The organism is Streptomyces sp. NPDC047917, assembly GCF_043204345.1.
Lineage (GTDB): Bacteria > Actinomycetota > Actinomycetes > Streptomycetales > Streptomycetaceae > Streptomyces > Streptomyces sanglieri.
Genome location: NZ_JBIDCA010000001.1, coordinates 328,421 through 346,169, shown reverse-complemented (window position 1 = coordinate 346,169; position 17,749 = coordinate 328,421). Strand labels below are relative to the sequence as shown.

The following is a 17,749-nucleotide window of genomic DNA, read 5'->3' as shown; positions in this document are numbered from 1 at the left end:
GGCCCCGGGACGATATCCGCTCAGGTGAGCGCGGCCGTCCTGATGACGACGACGAGGATCACGGCCGCGAGGACCAGGGCGCTGGTGCCGTACTGCACCAGCGCGCGCCGCTCCCGGGGTGCGTGCACCATGCCGATCGCGATCAGCGTGCCCGCGACCAGTCCGCCGACATGCGCCTGCCAGGCGATCCCGCCCCAGGGGTTGAAGGTGATGACCAGGTTCACCGCGAGGAGCGCGAAGACCGGGCGCATGTCGTAGTTGAGCCGGCGCATCAGCACCGCGGTGGCGCCCAGCAGTCCGAAGATCGCCCCGGAAGCTCCGAGCGAGCCCTGCTGGGGGGTGGAGAGCCAGTAGGTGAGGGCACTGCCGGCCAGCCCGGACACCAGGTAGAGCGTGAGGTAGCGGGCGCGGCCGAGCGCCGCTTCCAATGGCCCGCCGAGCCACCACAGCCCCAGCATGTTGAACGCGATGTGCCACATCTCCTGGTGCAGGAACATCGACGTCACCAGCCGGTACCACTGGCCTTCCGCGACGCCTTCGGGCGGGCCGCCGTAATAGGTCGGGGCACGGCCGAGCAGCATCAGGTCGTCGACCAGCGCGGTGCCCCTCGCCAGCACCGCGAGGTACACCACGACATTGATGCCGAGCAGGATCTTGGTGACGAGGCGGGGATCGGCCGTGATGCTGCCGCCCGCGACGGTGCGCGGCCGGCCGGCGGCGGGCCCGTGTCCCGTACCCGATCCCTGGCGGACGCAGTCCGGGCACTGGAAGCCGACCGAGGCGTCGATCATGCACTCGGGGCAGATCGGGCGCTCGCAGCGGGTACAGCGGATGTTCGCCTCGCGACCGGGGTGGCGGTAGCAGCTGAGCGAGCCGTCCGCCTCGGCGGACTGGTCACTGCCCTCCGGCGGCTGCCGGTCCATCGGTCCCATCGCTTGCCGGTCCCTTCGGTCCTGGTCATGACGGGCACGGCACGCACGACGCCGCCCTGCTCGTCCGCTATGTATCAGTACGGACGGGCAGGGCGGTTGGTTCCCGGAAGGGAGATCAGCGTGTGATCGACCGGCGACCTTTGGTGATCAACGGGTCTCGACGACGACCGACTCGATCACGATGTCCTGCACCGGGCGGTCGGTACGGGCATTGGTCTGGGCACCCGCGATGGCGTCCACGACCTTCTGGCTGGCGGGGTCCACGACCTCGCCGAAGATGGTGTGCTTGCCGGTCAGCCAGGCGGTCGGCGACACGGTCACGAAGAACTGCGAACCATTGGTGCCCGGTCCGGCGTTGGCCATGGCCAGCAGGTACGGCTTGTTGAAGCTGAGGTCGGGGTGGAACTCGTCCGCGAACTCGTACCCCGGGCCACCGGTGCCGTTGCCGAGCGGGTCGCCGCCCTGGATCATGAAGCCGCTGATGACACGGTGGAAGACGGTGCCGTCGTACAGCTTGTCCGTCGACTTCTCACCCGTCTCGGGGTGCGTCCACTCGCGCTCACCCTTGGCGAGCTCGACGAAATTCTTGACCGTCTTGGGCGCGTGGTTCGGCAGGAGCCGGATTTCGATGTCGCCCTGATTGGTCTTCAAGGTGGCGTAAAGCTGCTCGGCCACGATCTGCCTTCCGTAAGTCTTCGGTGACGCTGAGTCTTCTTCGGTGACGTTGCGTCTCAGTGACGCCACCGATCCTCGCACGGACCGTACGTTCCGGCGCCCGGCCACCACCGTCGGGCACATGGCACTCACCTTCCTGCCCCATTCCGCATTCCGCATTCCGCGGTCCGCAGCAACAAATGCGGCCAAGTGCGTGACGTACCGGCGCGGGCCGGGACGAACCGTGGCATTGTCATCGACAAGCTCCCCTTGCACCGCATTGCCCAAGGTGTCACTCATGACCTGAATGACCCGGATGCCCGCCCCGCATGCCATACCGGAATGAGGCAGGCATGATCTCGAAATGGGTGGAAAGGCGGAGTGTCTACCCGCCACCAAGGAGGAGGATCCCGTGACCCGCATCGACAGCGTGCGCGCCGCAACCGACTCGGCGAAGGACAGCGTGCAGCACGCCGCGGAAGTGGTGGCGCCCTATGCCGACACGGCCAAGGACCAGGCCGCACATCTCGCGCACGAGGCCCGCACGCGGCTCGCGCCGAAGGTGTCCAAGGCGGCCCAGCAGGCCCGCGTCCAGTACGACGCGCATCTGGCACCGCGTATCGAACTCGCCCTGACCCATGTGCCCCCCAAGGTCGACGAGGTCGGCCGGCGCGCCGCGCTCCGCACCCGCCGGGCGGCCCGGACCGCCGCGGACTACACGGTGCCGCGCGTCGAGCACGCGATGGCCGTCGCCCAGCCGGTGGCCGAGGAGGCCTCGGCCCGCAGCGCCGCCGCGCTGGCCGCACTGCGCGGCCAGGTCACCGCGCAGGAGATCAAGCAGCTGGTCAGGAAGCACGAGCGGCGGGCGAGGGCCGGCTGGCTGTTCAAGGGGCTCGCCGTGGCCGGCCTCGTGGTGGGCGGTGCCTACGCCGCCTGGCGGTGGTGGGACAAGCAGGCCAACCCCGACTGGCTGGTCGAGCCGCCCGCCGCCACGGAGGTCTCCGACCGCGCACCCCTGACCTCGGTCGACGGCAGCGGCCCGACCTCGCTCGACCCCGAGGTCCGGGCCAAGCAGGCCGGGACGGAGACCGACGGGACGGACGGCCCGGAGGGCGTGAACGGCTCCGGCCCGGACGACCGCCGCTGAGCCGAGCGACGGCACGGCGACCGGCAGGGACCCGCCGGCAGAACCCCCGCCCGGCACCGGCCGAAGCGCTCAGGGCCTGCGGACCCGCCCTCCGCACGCGAACTCCCAGGCACGAAAAATGCCCTCCGATCTGCGTTTCCGCAGATCGGAGGGCATTTTCTCGGTGTGGAGCCTAGGAGATTCGAACTCCTGACATCTGCCTTGCAAAGGCAGCGCTCTACCAACTGAGCTAAGGCCCCGAACAACGAACAGCCCCGAACGCCCCAGCGTTCCGGCCACCGCCGCAGACAACAGTACCGGGTACTCCCCGGAATCCTGCAAAAAAGATGGGGGCTCCCGGTCGGCGACCACTCTCCGTAAGATGCACGTCGAGGTTCGCAGCAGCGAAGCCGCAGCGAAGGGGAGACGCCATGGACGCAGCGCAGCAAGAGGCAACGGCCAGAGCCAGGGAGCTTCAGCGCAGTTGGTACGGGGAACCCCTCGGTGCGCTCTTCCGCCGGCTGATCGATGATCTCGGCCTGAACCAGGCCAGGCTCGCCGCCGTCCTCGGGCTGTCCGCCCCCATGCTCTCCCAGCTGATGAGCGGCCAGCGGGCGAAGATCGGCAACCCGGCGGTCGTCCAGCGGGTCCAGGCGCTCCAGGAGCTGGCCGGTCAGGTCGCGGACGGCAGCGTCAGCGCGGGCGAGGCCACCGACCGCATGGAGGAGATCAAGAAGTCGCAGGGCGGCTCCGTCCTGACCGGCACCGGCCAGACCTCGCACACCGGCGGCGCCCCCACCGTCCGGCGCGTGGTCCGCGAGATCCAGTCGCTGATGCGGTCGGTCGCGGCGGCCGGTGACATCATCGATGCCGCCGACTCCCTCGCCCCGACCCATCCGGAACTGGCAGAGTTCCTCAGGGTGTACGGCGCCGGGCGCACCGCGGACGCGGTGGCGCACTACGAGGGACACCAGAGCTAGGACCATCCGTCCGGGTCGGGCCGGGCACTGTCCCCCGAAAGCCGGCCGTGGGCCGAAAAAGGAACTGGGAGCGGGCACAGCGCAATGGGTGAGGTCTTCGCCGGTCGGTACGAACTGATCGATCCGATCGGACGTGGTGGGGTCGGCGCCGTCTGGCGGGCCTGGGACCATCGGCGCCGTCGCTACGTGGCGGCCAAGGTCCTCCAGCAGAGCGACGCGCACACGCTGCTGCGCTTCGTCCGCGAGCAGGCGCTGCGGATCGAGCATCCGCATGTGCTCGCCCCGGCGAGCTGGGCCGCGGACGACGACAAGGTCCTGTTCACCATGGACCTGGTGAGCGGCGGTTCGCTGGCGCACGTCATCGGCGACTACGGACCGCTGCCGCCCCGGTTCGTCTGCACGCTCCTCGACCAGCTGCTGTCCGGGCTGTCCACGGTGCACGCGGAGGGCGTCGTGCACCGGGACATCAAGCCGGCCAACATCCTGATGGAGGCGACCGGTACCGGACGGCCGCATCTGCGGCTGTCCGACTTCGGCATCTCCATGCGCAAGGGGGAGCCGCGCCTCACCGAGACCAACTACGTGGTGGGTACGCCCGGTTACTTCGCGCCCGAGCAGATGATGGGCGCTGAACCCGACTTCCCCGCGGACCTGTTCGCGGTCGGACTCGTCGCGCTGTATCTGCTCCAGGGCAAGAAGCCCGACGCGCAGGCGCTCGTCGAGCACTTCGCCTCGTACGGCACGCCCGCCGCACCGGAGGGGATCCCCGAGCCGTTGTGGCAGGTCCTCGCGGGGCTGCTGCAGCCGGATCCGCAGGCCCGGTTCCGTACGGCCACGGGTGCGCGCAAGGCGCTGACGGCCGCGGTCGAGATGCTGCCGGAGCCCGGGGCCGAGGACGAGCCGGTCGAGGTCTTCGACCAAATCGGGCCGCTGCCCGCAGGTTTCGGCCCCGATGGACCGGCCCCGTCCCACGCACAACCCCAGAGCACGCAGAGCACGCAGCACACGGAGGGAACGCAGCACGCGCAGGGCGCACAACAGCCCTACGCCCAGCCACCGGTCCCGATGTCGGAGACGGGCAGCTTCCACCTCCCGCCTCCTCCGCAGCAGCCCACACCGTCGCCCCAGCAGATTCAGCCGGCCCAGCCGGTCACACCGCACACTCCGTTCCCGGCGCCCGCCGCGTCCCCGTACGCCGCTCCCGTCCCGGATGCCTCGCAGGCGCCCACGGCGGCCGTGCAGCACGAACCGGCGCTCACCCGCGCGTACACCGCCGGACAGCCACAGGCACAACCACCGGCGCAGGCGCATTCACCAGCGCCCGCACCGGCGCACACGCCCACCCCGCAGAGGCGTCCGGGACCGTCCCCGAAGGTGGCGGTCCCGGTGCTGGTGGTCGCGTTGATCTGTTTCGCGGTGGGCATCTGGGCGCTGACCCAGAGCTGATCCCGTCGACCGTCCCGGGTCCGTTCCGTACAGGGCCCGGGGCCGTGTCCTACAGGGTCCCGCCCCTGCCCGGCTACCAGGCCTGCGGCGGGCCCCCGTACGGCCGGCTGCCGCCGGACGGGACCGCCGGGGCGGCGGCCGCGCGACGCCGGGCCAGCAGCGTCCACACCCCGAGCCCGAGCACCAGCACCGATCCCGCGCCGATCCCGGCCGCGCCGATCACCTTCATCCGGCCGCTCTTTACGGCCTGCGGGCCGCTCAGGCCCTTCTCCGCCATGTCCCTGTCGTCCTGTGTGACCGAGAAGACCCCGGCGTCCCCCGCGTAGGGCGACTTCCCGGCCGTCCCCTCGACCTTGACCCTGATGGTCAGCGGAATCCCGTTCTTGCCGTACGACTTCGCGACCTGCGGGCTGAGCGTCACCGACAGGTAGTACCAGCCGGCGAACCGCATGGCGCTGACGCTGCCGGCGGAGTCGTACCGGTTCTCGTACGCCACCGGGGGCAGCGGATCCAGCGAGACGGAGGTGGGCTTCCCGGAGTACGACAGCGGCGTCGCGGAGTCGACGTGGCCGTGCGCCGGATTGTCCAGGGACAGCGCGAGCGCGTTGCCGATGTACTCGTCCGAGGCGTTGTTGTTGCTGAGGGTGGCGGTGGCGAAGACCTGCTGACCCCAGTCCACCGGCACCCGGTAGAAGAGGGTCTGTCCCGGCCTGATGCCGCCCTCCTCCTTCCACTCGCCGGTCTCCAGGCCGGTCGCGTCGTAGTAGCCGCTGCCGCCCGACCGCTTCTGCGGGGCGGTGGTGGGCGGCACGGGCGAGGCCGACGGCCAGTTCTCCGGCGCGTCGGTCGGCATCGAACCGGCCGACTTCAGCTGCGGCTCCGACTCGTAGCGCAGCTCCAGGTCCCACTCGCCGGGGGCGGAGGTCTCCTTGCTCTCCCGCTCGATCAGGACGTTGTAGGTGCCGGCCTCCTGGCAGGAACTGCTGTCCTTCGCCACGGTCCGGTAGGCGTACGCCGCGATCGGGCGCGGGAACTCCGCCGACTCGAACCGCGCGTCCTCCGAACTGCACTGGAGGTCCGAGCTGTCGCGGATGCTGACCGTGACGCCGTCCCCGTAGGCGACCTGGCCGGCCCCCCTGGGCACGGCCACCGCCGAGACGTAGCCGTTCGTCCTCGCGTCGAGATTCAGGCGGTAGTAGAGCTTCTGGCCGGGCTTGATCGAACTCCGGTAGACCGATCCCGGCGTCAGCGCCGACGCGTCGGTACTGGCCTCCGCACCGTCGACCTTCTTCGCCCCGGGATCGAAGGTGTACACGGCGGGCTCCCCGGCCGCGTACGCCTGCCCCGGCAGCGCCGCCGCCGCGCACATCGCCGCGACCGCGGCCAGCGCCACCCGGCCCCTGCTGCGCTGCCTCATCACGCGCTCCCCCTCGTCGTCTGTGCGGTCCGCCCGCGACGCCCGCGCACGAACACGAGCCCCGCGATCACCACCACCACGGCGCCCGCCCCGGCAGCGGCCGCAATGCCGGTCCATCCTGCCCCGCCCGTACCGCCGCTGTCTCCGGCACTGCTCGAATTGCCCTTGTTGTCCGCATTCTTGTCCACAGGCCCGCCCGGCTTCCCGGCTGCGGCAGGGGCGTTGTGCTCGGGTCCGGCCAACTCGTCGCCGAGCACCGCCACCCGCAGCACCACACCGATCCGCGCGTTCCGCGCGATGTCCGCGGCCCGCGCCCCCAGCGTCACCGAGATGTAGAAGTCGCCTCCGGCGTGCACGGGCCGGACCTGGGGGGCGTTCTCGTAGCGGTTGGTCCAGGCGACCGGTACGCCGCCCATCGCGATCGCCGCCGGCCGGCCGCTGTACATGGTCGTCGGGTTGAACTCGCCGCCCCCGGTGAGTGGGAACCGGGCCGGGGTGAACAGCTGTGTCGCCCCGTACGAGTACGTGGAGCCGCCCCGCTCCACCGTGGGCTCGTTCGCGAACTCCACGTCGTAGCGCACCTGCCGGCCCCAGCCGGCCGGGACCTTGTACCAGAGGGTCTGCGCCGGGAGGATCCGGTCGCGCCACACGCCCCGGCCGATCTCCTCGGCGTCGTTGAAGCCGGTGCCGCCCCGCACGTCGCGCGGATCGCCGGAGGGCAGCACGGCGTCCTCGCCGCCCTTGCCGTACTCCGGCTGCGACTGGGCGGGCACGACGCCCTTCTCCAGGGGCCGCTCCACCCCGTGGACGAGTTCGAGCGGCCAACGCGCGGCGTCGGAACCCTTCCTGCTCTCCCGCTCGACCACCAGCCGGTACCGCCCGGACCGGTCGCAGGGGCCCGTGCCACGGGCCGAGGGGATACGGGCGATTGCCGAGGTCAGCGGGGTCGCCCCTTCCTTCTGGAGAAAGCGCGCGGTCTCCGTTCCGCAGGAATTGTCGGTGCCGTACGCGATGCTGGTACGCATCGCGTCGAAGGTGTCGACGGCCGCCCCGGCCTGCGGCACCGCCGTGACCGAGAAGTCCGCCGTCGAGACGTCGTCCAGGTCCACCGCGTAGTACCGCTTCTCGCCCGGTCCGATGGTGTCGAGGTACTGCCCCGGTACGAGCACGGGCGCCCCCGCGGCCGTCGCCGTGCCCGTGACCCGCTCGCCTCGCAACCGGTAGCCGTCCGCGGAGAGTTGTGAGGCCCGCTGGAGCTGTCGGGCCAGCGAATCGGCGTCCGGTGCGTCGTAGTAGCGGCCGCTGCCCGCCGCAGCGATGCATTCGAGCTGCTCGCGGGCCGCGCCCCTCACCTGGAAGCCCACGGTGTCGATCCGCAGCCCGGTGACCTCCTTGCCGAGCCGCTCGGCGACCTCGCAGGGCCCCGGCGCTCCGCAGTTGTCCTCCCCGTCGGAGACCAGCAGGATCGTGCGCGTGCCGACGGCACCGGCCGAGGGCCTCGGAAGGTCCTCGGCGGCCTTCCGCAGCGACAGACCGATGGGGGTGTCACCCCGGGGCCGTACGGCCGCCACGGCCCGCTTCAGGGCCGCCCGGTCGAGTCCGCGCACCGGCCTCACCAGCCGGGTGTCCGTGCAGCCCCGGGCACGGTCGGCTCCGTACACCCGCAGCCCGGTCGGGTACCCGTCGGGAAGACCGTCGACGACGGTCCCGACGGCCGCACGGGCACTCTCCATGCGGGAGCGCCCGGTTCCGTCGTCGCCCGCCATGGAGCCGGACGAGTCGAGGACCATGACCAGGCCGCCGCTCCGGCCGGCCCCGGACGGCTCCGGCCCGGCGGCCGCACCGCCCGGGGGCGCCGCCACGGCCGGCGGCCCGCCCGCGATCAGGGCGAGCAGCGCCCCGCCGATCCACGCCCCCGCGACTGCGCTGCGAAACCGGTCCCGTGCCTTCACCCGTGCCCCCTCGATCCACCCGGCAATTTTGCTTACGCAACGTATTGATTTGCTCGGGTGAACTCAAGAGCACAGGTGTCACGGTCCCGCAACAGCACGAAGCCCCGGCCGCTCAGCGACCGGGGCCCGCAATCAGGCTGTTCTGTCTCACACACCCGAACCTGCGGGCACGGAGTCAGTCGCCTCCGTCCACAGATCCTGCTCGGCGCGATCCGCCTGGATCTGGCGGTACACGAGGAGCCCGCCGATGGCGGCCAGTGCGACCAGGAGAAGCTTCTTCACCGCGCGACCTCGTCTTTCCTTGACGTAGGGGACTTCTGCCGCCCGACTATACACACCGGCCGATATCAACCGGTGACCTGCCCGCGACCCAACTGGCGCCCGGGGAAGAGCGCTCCTCCGAGGAGCGCTCCGGCCGGCGGAACGGACCCCGGTACGCGGCCCGGTACGAGTCCGTCGAGTCCGGTTGAACCATACGAGTGGTGTTCATCCGAAGATCGGCGGATCGGTGGCGTCGGTCCATGAAATCGGGGGCCACATCCACATCATCAGAAAGGTAAGCAAACCGGACCACCCGAAAGCGAGGGGCCATGAGCACCTTCAAGCCCAAGAGCATCTGGACCGCCTTCGTCACCGCCCTTTTCGCCCTGCTCACCGCGCTGGGATTCATGAGCACCCCGGCGGCGGCCACGGAGCAGAGCGCCACGGAGCCGACCACCACGAACCAGGAGCACACGGGAGCGACCGCGGCAACCGCGACCACCCCGTCGGTGCGATGGACCCTTCCGCGCGACCGGGCACTGCCACCCACGATGAAGCAGCGCATCCGCGCCGAGGCACACGGCTCATCGCCCGCCACCCGCCATCTGTCCGTGGACGCCACGGACACCACGGACACCAGGAACGCCGCCCGCACCAGCCACGGCGCCCCGGCGGGGGACGCGTCCCTGCTGCCACCCTGAGAGCCGCTCCACTGACCTGCTGAGCCCCCGGGCCGGTTCACACCGGACGGGGGCTTCTCCGTGCCCTCAGCGGCCTTCCCGGCTACCCGAGCCGGCGCAGCGCCGCCTCGACGGTGTCGGCGGCACCGGTGTTGAACGCGATGGCGGCCTGCGGCGCATGGCGGTGGATCAGATTCACGATCTGCTCGAAGAGCGGGAGCAGTTGCTCGGTCTTGCGGATCCCGCCCCCGACGACCACCACGTCCCACGGACGCCCGGTCAGCGACGCGACGAGTGCGGGCTCGGCGGACCCGTCGGACACGACCAGCGTCATGGCCGCTTCGACGCCGATCTCCGCGAACCGCTTCAGCTCCCCGTCGAGAGCCGCGCGCACGGTCTCCGCGTCAGTACCGGGCAGTGCCTGCGGGTCGTAACCGACAACAAGTACGGAGGACATGCGGCCAACCTACTTACGCCGGTCATGGCCGTCAGCCGTAAATTCCCGCCGCACTCCCCGCCACAATGCCGAAGGCCCCCCACCGTTTCCGGTGAGGGGCCTTCGTGCTGGTGGGGCTAACAGGATTTGAACCTGTGGCCTCATCCTTATCAGGGATGCGCTCTAACCAACTGAGCTATAGCCCCGCCGCGCTGCTGCGCTGACTTCTGAAGATTAGCGCACGTCGGGGCCAGTCCCAAAATCGATACCCGGCGCCCTACTCGTCCTCGGCCAGCGTGAGCTCGACACCGCCCACGAAACCCGCCGACAAGTTGTAGATGAAGGAGCCCAGCGTCGCCAGGGCGGTCGCCAGGACGACGTCGATCACCGCGATGACCGAGGTGAAGATGAGGACCCTCGGCAGCGACAGGAACGACTGGAGATCGAAGCCGTTGCCCTCGTTCGAGCCGGTGGCCTCGCTGATCGTGCCGCCCACGGTCTCGAAGACGCCCATGGCGTCCATCACCATCCACAGCACCGCCGACGCCACCACCGTGCAGATGCCGAGCGCGATGGAGAGCAGGAAGCTGACCTTCATCACCGACCACGGATCGGCCTTGGCCACCCGCAGCCGCGCCTTGCGGGTACGCGGGGTCGTCCGCGCCCCCGTCCGCGGCCGCCGGGCCGCCTGCGCGGCGCCGACGCCCTGCGCACCGCCCTGGGTGCCCTGCGGCCGGCCGCCCTGGGTCCCGCCCGCGGGCGAGGGGTATGCCTGCGGCGGGTGGTACGGCCCGCTCGCCTGCCCCTGCGCGGGCTCCCGCTCACCCGGCAACGGCCCGGTCGCGTAGCCCTCGTACTGGGGCTGAGGCCCCCGGGTATCCGTCACAATGCCCCCTTGGGAGTCCGTGGCAGGGCCACGGGCACCGTTCGCTCCTGCTCCGGAAGCGGCCGAACCGGCGCCCGTGGCTCCACTCACGCTCTACTCCTCGTGCTCCCCTGCCGAAGGCGACGTGCCTTCGACATTGCCCTCGACCGTGCTCTCGGCACCCTCCGCCGCAGCGGCCTCGGAGTCCTCGGACCCCTCGACCTCTTCGGCCTCACGACCGGCTTCGGCGTTACGGGCAATACCGACGACGGCATCGCGCTTGCCCAGATTGATCAGTTGGACGCCCATGGTGTCACGGCCCGTCTCCCTGACTTCATTGACTCGCGTGCGAATCACACCACCGCCGAGCGTGATGGCGAGAATCTCGTCCGTCTCCTCGACCACCAGCGCGCCGACCAGCGAGCCCCGGTCCTCGACGATCTTGGCAGCCTTGATGCCCAGACCGCCACGGCCCTGAACCCGGTACTCGTCGACGGGGGTCCGCTTCGCGTAACCACCGTCGGTGGCAGTGAACACGAACGTACCCGGCCGGACAACATTCATCGAGAGCAGTTCGTCGCCCTCGCGGAAACTCATGCCCTTGACACCCGAGGTCGCACGGCCCATCGGGCGCAGCGCATCGTCCGTCGCGGTGAACCTGATCGACTGGGCCTTCTTGCTGATGAGCAGCAGGTCGTCCTCGGCCGAGACCAGCTCCGCACCGATCAGCTCGTCGGCGGTGCCCTCGGCGCCGTCCGGCATCTCACGGAGGTTGATCGCGATGACGCCACCGGAACGCGGCGAGTCGTAGTCCTTCAGCGCGGTCTTCTTCACCAGACCGCCCTTCGTGGCCAGGATCAGATAGGGCGCGGCCTCGTAGTCGCGGATCGCCAGGATCTGTGCGATCTGCTCGTCCGGCTGGAAGGCCAGCAGGTTGGCGACGTGCTGACCGCGGGCGTCGCGGCCGGCGTCCGGGAGCTCGTACGCCTTCGCCCGGTACACCCGGCCCTTGTTCGTGAAGAACAGCAGCCAGTGGTGCGTCGTCGACACGAAGAAGTGGTCGACGATGTCGTCTTCCTTGAGCTTCGTGCCGCGCACGCCCTTGCCGCCGCGCTTCTGCGAGCGGTAGTCGTCCGTCTTGGTGCGCTTCACATAGCCGCCGCGCGAGATCGTGACGACGATGTCCTCCTCGGCGATCAGGTCCTCGATGGACATGTCACCGTCGAAGGGCACCAGCTTGGAACGCCGGTCGTCGCCGAACTTCTCGACGATCGCCGCCAGCTCCTCGCTGACGATCTTCCGCTGCCGCTCGGGCGACACCAGGATCGCGTTGTACTCGTTGATCTTCGCCTGGAGCTCGTCGTGCTCGGCGGTGATCTTCTGGTGCTCCAGCGCGGCCAGCCGACGCAGCTGCATCTCCAGGATGGCGTTCGCCTGGATCTCGTCGATCTCCAGCAGGCCCATCAGGCCCTCGCGCGCCACCTCGACCGTCTGGCTGCGCCGGATGAGCGCGATGACCTCGTCGATCGCGTCCAGCGCCTTGAGCAGACCGCGCAGGATGTGCGCCCGCTCCTCCGCCTTGCGCAGCCGGAACTTCGTACGCCGGACGATGACCTCGATCTGGTGCGTCACCCAGTGGCGGATGAACGCGTCGATCGACAGCGTGCGCGGCACCCCGTCGACCAGCGCCAGCATGTTGGCGCCGAAGTTCGACTGCAGGTCGGTGTGCTTGTACAGGTTGTTCAGCACGACCTTGGCGACCGCGTCCCGCTTCAGCACGACGACCAGGCGCTGCCCGGTACGCGACGACGTCTCGTCACGGACGTCCGCGATCCCGCCGACCCTGCCGTCCTTCACCAGATCGGCGATCTTCTGCGCGAGGTTGTCGGGGTTGGTCTGGTACGGAAGCTCCGTGACGACCAGGCACTGCCGGTTCTGGATCTCCTCGACCGCGACGACCGCGCGCATCGTGATCGAGCCACGGCCGGTGCGGTACGCCTCCTCGATGCCCTTGCGGCCCACGACGAGCGCGCCGGTCGGGAAGTCCGGGCCCTTGATCCGCTCGATCAGCGCCTCCAGGAGCTCCTCCTGCGAGGCCTCCGGGTGCTCCAGGTACCACTGCGCACCGGCCGCGACCTCGCGCAGGTTGTGCGGCGGGATGTTGGTCGCCATACCGACCGCGATCCCCGCCGAACCATTGACCAGCAGGTTCGGGAACCGCGCCGGCAGGACCGTCGGCTCCTGGTTGCGGCCGTCGTAGTTGTCCTGGAAGTCGACGGTCTCCTCGTCGATGTCCCGGACCATCTCCATGGACAGCGGCATCATCTTGCACTCGGTGTACCGCATGGCGGCGGCCGGGTCGTTGCCCGGGGAACCGAAGTTGCCGTTGGAGTCCACCAGCGGCATGCGCATCGACCACGGCTGTGCCAGCCGCACCAGGGCGTCGTAGATCGACGAGTCACCGTGGGGGTGGTACGTACCCATGACGTCACCGACGACACGGGCGCACTTGTAGAAGCCCTTCTCGGGCCGGTAGCCGCCGTCGTACATCGCGTACAGCACCCGGCGGTGGACGGGCTTGAGGCCGTCCCGTACGTCCGGCAGCGCACGCGAGACGATGACGGACATCGCGTAGTCGAGGTAGGAGCGCTGCATCTCCGTTTCGAGCCCCACGGGCTCGACACGCATGCCCACCGCGGCGGCGGGCTCCTCTTCGGGTGTCACAGGGGTGTTCTCGTCGGCCATTGCTGGTCAAAGTCCTTTCGGGCGGCGGCTTGCTGGTACGGCCGACTCAGATGTCGAGGAAGCGGACGTCCTTGGCGTTGCGCTGGATGAACGAGCGCCGTGCCTCGACGTCCTCGCCCATCAGCACCGAGAAGAGGTCGTCGGCCTGCGCCGCGTCGTCCAGCGTGACCTGGCCGAGAACCCGGTGGTCGACGTCCATGGTGGTGACGCGCAGCTCCTCGGCGTTCATCTCGCCGAGACCCTTGAAGCGCTGGATCGAGTCTTCCTTGATCCGCTTGCCGTTCTGCTTGCCCAGCTCGACCAGGGCGTCGCGCTCCCGGTCCGAGTACGCGTACTCGAAGTCGTCGCGGCCCCACTTGATCTTGTAGAGCGGCGGGCGGGACAGGTACACGTGGCCGGCCTCGACCAGCGGTCGCATGAAGCGGAAGAGGAACGTCAGCAGCAGGGTGTTGATGTGCTGGCCGTCGACGTCGGCGTCCGCCATCAGGATGATCTTGTGATAGCGCAGCTTCTCGATGTCGAAGTCCTCGTGGACCCCGGTACCGAAGGCCGAGATCAGCGCCTGGACCTCGGTGTTCTGCAGGATCTTGTCGACCCGGGCCTTCTCGACGTTCAGGATCTTGCCGCGGATCGGCAGGATCGCCTGGTACATCGGATTACGGCCGGACTTCGCCGAACCACCGGCGGAGTCACCCTCGACGATGAAGATCTCGCACTTCGTCGGGTCGTTGGACTGGCAGTCGCTCAGCTTGCCCGGCAGCGAGGCGCTCTCCAGGAGCCCCTTGCGGCGGGTCAGATCGCGCGCCTTGCGGGCCGCGACGCGGGCCGTGGCCGCCGCGATGCCCTTGCGGATGATGTCGGCCGCCTCGTTGGGATTGCGGTCGAACCAGTCCGTGAGCTGCTCGTGGACGACCTTCTGGACGAAGGTCTTGGCCTCCGTGTTGCCCAGCTTGGTCTTCGTCTGACCCTCGAACTGCGGCTCGCCCAGCTTCACCGAGATGATCGCCGTCAGACCCTCGCGGATGTCGTCGCCCGTGAGGTTGTCGTCCTTCTCGCGCAGCAGCTTCTTCTCGCGCGCGTACTTGTTGACCAGCGTGGTCAGCGCGGCGCGGAAGCCCTCCTCGTGGGTACCGCCCTCATGCGTGTGGATCGTGTTCGCGAAGGAGTAGACGCCCTCGCTGTACTGGGTGTTCCACTGCATGGCGATCTCGGCCGAGAGGAGACGCTCCTTGTCCTCGGCCTCGATGTCGATCACCGACTGGTGGATGACATCGCCCTTGCGGGAGTTCAGGTACTTCACGAAGTCGACGATGCCGCCCTCGTAGTGGTACGTGACCGTGCGGGCCTGCTCCGCCTCGCCGGCCTCGGCCACCTCGGCGACGTCCGCGCCCAGCGTCGCCTTCGCCGACTCGCGCTCGTCGGTGAGCCTGATCGTCAGGCCCTTGTTGAGGAACGCCATCTCCTGGAAGCGGCGCGACAGGGTCTCGAAGGAGTACTCGGTCGTCTCGAAGATGTCCCCGTCGGCCCAGAAGGTGACGGACGTCCCCGTCTCCTCGGTGGCCTCGTTGCGGGCCAGCGGGGCAGTGGGCACACCGAGCTTGTAGTCCTGGGTCCAGCGGTATCCGTCCGTCCGGACCTCGACCGAGACCCGCGACGACAGCGCGTTGACCACGGAGACACCGACACCGTGCAGACCGCCGGAGACGGCGTAGCCGCCGCCGCCGAACTTGCCGCCGGCGTGCAGCACCGTCAGCACGACCTCGACCGCGGGCTTCTTCTCCGACGGCACGATGCCGACCGGGATGCCTCGGCCGTTGTCGATCACGCGGACCCCGCCGTCGGCGAGGACCGTGACGTCGATCGTGTCCGCGTGCCCTGCCAGCGCCTCGTCGACCGAGTTGTCGACGACCTCGTACACGAGGTGGTGGAGGCCGCGCTCACCGGTGGAACCGATGTACATGCCAGGCCGCTTGCGGACCGCGTCCAGACCCTCCAGGACGGTGATCGCGCTGGCGTCGTACGAGGCCGTGACCTCGCCCGCGCCCGCGGCGACAGCCTCGGCGCTCTCACCGGGTGTGGACGGAATGTTCTCGTTGGGGTTGCCGGAATCGGCCACGAAGCGCCCTTTCTGGCACAGCACAGGCCGTTCTCCGGGCAAACGGGAGCGGCTGCGTCGTTCGGCTTGTATCGACGACTCCCGCAAGGACGCGGGATTGTTCACCAGTCTACCGGTAGCGCCGACATGAATGGGGGTTTGCCGGTACCTGAGTACGCATGTGCCGCCCTGAATGAGCGGCTGACGACTCCCCATATTCAGGGAGGGCCCTCAGGAGGCTCACGCGGGCCTTGAGCGCTTCTACCTGTCAACCGCCCGCTACCGTGAGGGACGCCCCACTCTCACCGCGTGGCCGCAACCACCACAGACCCGCACAACACGGACCCGCCGACAGGCGCCCCGAGCGGCAGGCACGGAGCCGCGGCAGAGCCGGGAAGAGGGACCGGGCAATGCCCGGGAACAGCCCGGATGCCGGTCGTCCAGGAGAAAAGCGCAGGTCAGCCGTATGTGTCGCCCGGGCCGGTGCTCCCGGGTGCGCGCAGCGGACCGAACCTGCGCTGCGGACCACCGGGCCCCAGCACCTTGATCATCCGGACCGTGCCCTGCCCCAGATCCGCGTTCAGCCGGGCCACCAGCTGGGGCGCCAGCAGCCGCAGCTGCGTCGCCCATGCCGTCGAGTCGCACTGCACCGTCAGCACCCGCTCGTCCGGGTCCTCGTCGTACTTCAAAGGCACACAATGTTTGGCCAGATCTTCACCCACGATCTGCGGCCAGCGCCCCATGACCCCGCCCACCGCCGCGGGGGTCTCCCAGCCGCGCTCGGTGATCAGCCGGTTGATCGCTGAACCCAGCGGCTGCGGGTCACGCCCGTCGGCCCGCGCGCCCGACCGCAGCCCGCCGCCCCGCCGGGCCTGCTTCTTCTGCTGTGCGGCGGCGCCGCGCGCCCGCGCCTGCTCCTTCGCCGCCCGCAGGGCGACCCGAGCCAGATCGACTCCCGAGGGCTCCGGCGCCCTGCCACCGCCGGCACGCTCCTGACCCGGCTCCCCGGCTCCGTCGCCCCGGCCGCTCACAGCCGCTCCACCTCACCCGCGGACACCGCGAACCGGGTCCCCGCCAGCACCCCCGGAACGTCGTCGTCCACCGCGGCCGTCACGAGCACCTGTTCGCCCGGGGCCACCAGCTCCGCCAGCCGCTCCCGGCGCCGGGCGTCCAGCTCCGCGAAGACGTCGTCCAGCACCAGCACCGGCTCGTTGCCCTCGCTGCGCAGCAGATCGTACGAGGCCAGCCGCAGCGCCAGCGCGTACGACCAGGACTCGCCGTGGCTCGCGTACCCCTTGGCCGGCATGCCCCGCAGCCCCAGCAGCAGATCGTCGCGGTGCGGCCCGACCAGCGTCACGCCCCGCTCGATCTCCTGCTTGCGTACCTCCGCAAGGGCGGCGATCAGCTGCTCGTACAGCTCCTCACGGGTACGCGCGGACTCCACACCCGCCCCGACCGAGCTGCGGTACTCCAGCGCCAGCGGGCCGCCGCCCGGCGCGACATCCGCGTACGCCTTGTCCGCCAGCGGCTGAAGGGTGGCGATCAGATCCAGCCGCTGCGCCAGCAGCTCCGCGCCCACCCGGCCCAGGTGCTGGTCCCACACGTCGAGCGTGGACAGGTCCATCGACCGGCCGCCGTGCCGGCGCGCCATCGCCGCCGACTTCAGCAGGGTGTTGCGCTGCTTCAGCACCCGCTCGTAGTCCGAGCGCACCCCGGCCATCCGCGGCGAACGGGCCGTGATCAGCTCGTCGAGGAAGCGCCGGCGCTCCCCGGGGTCGCCCTTGACCAGCGCCAGGTCCTCCGGCGCGAACAGCACCGTACGCACTATCCCCAGCACGTCACGTGGTCTGACCTGCGACGATCTATTGATACGGGCCCGGTTGGCCTTACCGGGATTGAGTTCCAGCTCGATCAGCTGCGAACGCTCCCCCTGAGTCACGGCGGCACGGATCACGGCCCGGTCGGCGCCCATCCGCACCAGCGGCGCGTCGGAGGAGACCCGGTGGCTGCCGAGCGTCGCGAGATAGCCGACCGCCTCGACCAGATTCGTCTTGCCCTGGCCGTTGGCCCCCACGAAAGCGGTGACGCCCGGTTCGAGAGGTACCTCGACCCGGGCGTACGAGCGGAAGTCGGCCAGCGAGAGATGCGTGACATGCATGG

Annotated in this window: 15 protein-coding genes and 2 tRNA genes; 4 read left to right on the top strand and 13 right to left on the bottom strand. The window is 69.9% G+C overall.

The annotated features are described in order from the left end of the window. Positions 1-20 precede the first annotated feature (20 nt). Both ACGF8B_RS01485 and ACGF8B_RS01480 read right to left on the bottom strand, forming a co-directional pair. Positions 21-923, bottom strand: coding sequence for a rhomboid family intramembrane serine protease (locus ACGF8B_RS01485; protein ID WP_392734441.1), 903 nt, complete (start codon positions 921-923; stop codon positions 21-23). 156 nt (positions 924-1,079) lie between these two features. Beyond that, positions 1,080-1,607, bottom strand: coding sequence for a peptidylprolyl isomerase (locus tag ACGF8B_RS01480; RefSeq protein WP_392733713.1), 528 nt, complete (start codon positions 1,605-1,607; stop codon positions 1,080-1,082). A 391-nt stretch (positions 1,608-1,998) separates the two neighbouring features. Between ACGF8B_RS01480 and ACGF8B_RS01475 the strand changes: the two genes are divergently transcribed. Continuing rightward, entirely contained in the window at positions 1,999-2,733 is a 735-nt protein-coding gene (locus ACGF8B_RS01475; RefSeq protein ID WP_392733711.1) for a DUF5324 family protein, read from the top strand. 166 nt (positions 2,734-2,899) lie between these two features. Here ACGF8B_RS01475 and ACGF8B_RS01470 read toward each other — a convergent pair. Then, positions 2,900-2,972, bottom strand: a tRNA-Ala gene (locus ACGF8B_RS01470). A gap of 171 nt (positions 2,973-3,143) precedes the next feature. On the opposite strand from ACGF8B_RS01470, the gene ACGF8B_RS01465 reads away from it, so the two are divergent. Further along, positions 3,144-3,692 (top strand): DNA-binding protein, encoded by a 549-nt coding sequence (locus ACGF8B_RS01465; protein ID WP_342280236.1) that lies wholly within the window; start codon positions 3,144-3,146, stop codon positions 3,690-3,692. A gap of 84 nt (positions 3,693-3,776) precedes the next feature. After that, entirely contained in the window at positions 3,777-5,138 is a 1,362-nt protein-coding gene (locus tag ACGF8B_RS01460; RefSeq protein ID WP_392733709.1) for a serine/threonine protein kinase, read from the top strand. A 73-nt stretch (positions 5,139-5,211) separates the two neighbouring features. On the opposite strand, the gene ACGF8B_RS01455 is transcribed toward ACGF8B_RS01460, so the two are convergent. From ACGF8B_RS01455 to ACGF8B_RS01445, 3 genes are all read right to left on the bottom strand, one after another. After that, positions 5,212-6,555 carry a hypothetical protein gene (locus tag ACGF8B_RS01455; protein WP_392733708.1) on the bottom strand — a complete coding sequence of 448 codons (1,344 nt, stop codon included), beginning with the start codon at positions 6,553-6,555 and terminating at the stop codon, positions 5,212-5,214. Next, entirely contained in the window at positions 6,555-8,507 is a 1,953-nt protein-coding gene (locus ACGF8B_RS01450) for a VWA domain-containing protein (protein ID WP_392733706.1), read from the bottom strand. The genes ACGF8B_RS01455 and ACGF8B_RS01450 overlap by 1 nt, the downstream gene beginning before the upstream one ends. Before the next feature lie 147 nt (positions 8,508-8,654). Further along, the gene (locus tag ACGF8B_RS01445) at positions 8,655-8,789 is read right to left on the bottom strand and encodes a DLW-39 family protein (RefSeq protein WP_003958712.1); all 135 of its coding nucleotides are present in this window, start codon (positions 8,787-8,789) and stop codon (positions 8,655-8,657) included. A gap of 308 nt (positions 8,790-9,097) precedes the next feature. On the opposite strand from ACGF8B_RS01445, the gene ACGF8B_RS01440 reads away from it, so the two are divergent. Next, positions 9,098-9,469: a DUF6344 domain-containing protein gene (locus ACGF8B_RS01440; protein ID WP_392733703.1), complete on the top strand. Its 372-nt coding sequence runs from the start codon at positions 9,098-9,100 to the stop codon at positions 9,467-9,469. An 82-nt stretch (positions 9,470-9,551) separates the two neighbouring features. Here ACGF8B_RS01440 and ACGF8B_RS01435 read toward each other — a convergent pair whose 3' ends face one another. The 7 genes from ACGF8B_RS01435 to recF all read right to left on the bottom strand — a co-directional run bounded on the left by ACGF8B_RS01435 (position 9,552) and on the right by recF (position 17,747). Further along, on the bottom strand, positions 9,552-9,905 hold the full coding sequence (locus tag ACGF8B_RS01435) for a hypothetical protein (RefSeq protein WP_392733701.1): 354 nt from the start codon (positions 9,903-9,905) through the stop codon (positions 9,552-9,554). 108 nt (positions 9,906-10,013) lie between these two features. Beyond that, positions 10,014-10,090: transfer RNA gene (locus tag ACGF8B_RS01430), tRNA-Ile, on the bottom strand. Between the two features lie 71 nt (positions 10,091-10,161). Beyond that, positions 10,162-10,770, bottom strand: coding sequence for a DUF3566 domain-containing protein (locus tag ACGF8B_RS01425; protein ID WP_392733700.1), 609 nt, complete (start codon positions 10,768-10,770; stop codon positions 10,162-10,164). 93 nt (positions 10,771-10,863) lie between these two features. After that, positions 10,864-13,494, bottom strand: a complete 2,631-nt coding sequence (gyrA, locus tag ACGF8B_RS01420; protein WP_392733698.1) for a DNA gyrase subunit A — start codon at positions 13,492-13,494, stop codon at positions 10,864-10,866. A gap of 46 nt (positions 13,495-13,540) precedes the next feature. After that, the gene (gyrB, locus tag ACGF8B_RS01415) at positions 13,541-15,634 is read right to left on the bottom strand and encodes a DNA topoisomerase (ATP-hydrolyzing) subunit B (protein ID WP_392733695.1); all 2,094 of its coding nucleotides are present in this window, start codon (positions 15,632-15,634) and stop codon (positions 13,541-13,543) included. Positions 15,635-16,047: 413 nt separating this feature from the next. Beyond that, complete coding sequence (locus ACGF8B_RS01410; protein ID WP_342280245.1) at positions 16,048-16,620, bottom strand: DciA family protein; 573 nt, start codon at positions 16,618-16,620, stop codon at positions 16,048-16,050. Next, a complete protein-coding gene (recF, locus tag ACGF8B_RS01405) occupies positions 16,617-17,747 on the bottom strand; it encodes a DNA replication/repair protein RecF (protein WP_342280246.1) in 1,131 nt (376 codons plus the stop codon). The genes ACGF8B_RS01410 and recF overlap by 4 nt, the downstream gene beginning before the upstream one ends. Positions 17,748-17,749 lie beyond the last annotated feature (2 nt).

Coding starts and splice junctions, on each gene's coding strand:
- ACGF8B_RS01485 (WP_392734441.1), bottom strand. CDS start 923: ATGGACCGGCAGCCGCCGGAGGGCAGTGACCAGTCCGCCGAGGCGGAC.
- ACGF8B_RS01465 (WP_342280236.1), top strand. CDS start 3,144: ATGGACGCAGCGCAGCAAGAGGCAACGGCCAGAGCCAGGGAGCTTCAG.
- ACGF8B_RS01460 (WP_392733709.1), top strand. CDS start 3,777: ATGGGTGAGGTCTTCGCCGGTCGGTACGAACTGATCGATCCGATCGGA.
- ACGF8B_RS01455 (WP_392733708.1), bottom strand. CDS start 6,555: ATGAGGCAGCGCAGCAGGGGCCGGGTGGCGCTGGCCGCGGTCGCGGCG.
- ACGF8B_RS01440 (WP_392733703.1), top strand. CDS start 9,098: ATGAGCACCTTCAAGCCCAAGAGCATCTGGACCGCCTTCGTCACCGCC.
- ACGF8B_RS01435 (WP_392733701.1), bottom strand. CDS start 9,905: ATGTCCTCCGTACTTGTTGTCGGTTACGACCCGCAGGCACTGCCCGGT.
- gyrA (WP_392733698.1), bottom strand. CDS start 13,494: ATGGCCGACGAGAACACCCCTGTGACACCCGAAGAGGAGCCCGCCGCC.
- recF (WP_342280246.1), bottom strand. CDS start 17,747: ATGCATGTCACGCATCTCTCGCTGGCCGACTTCCGCTCGTACGCCCGG.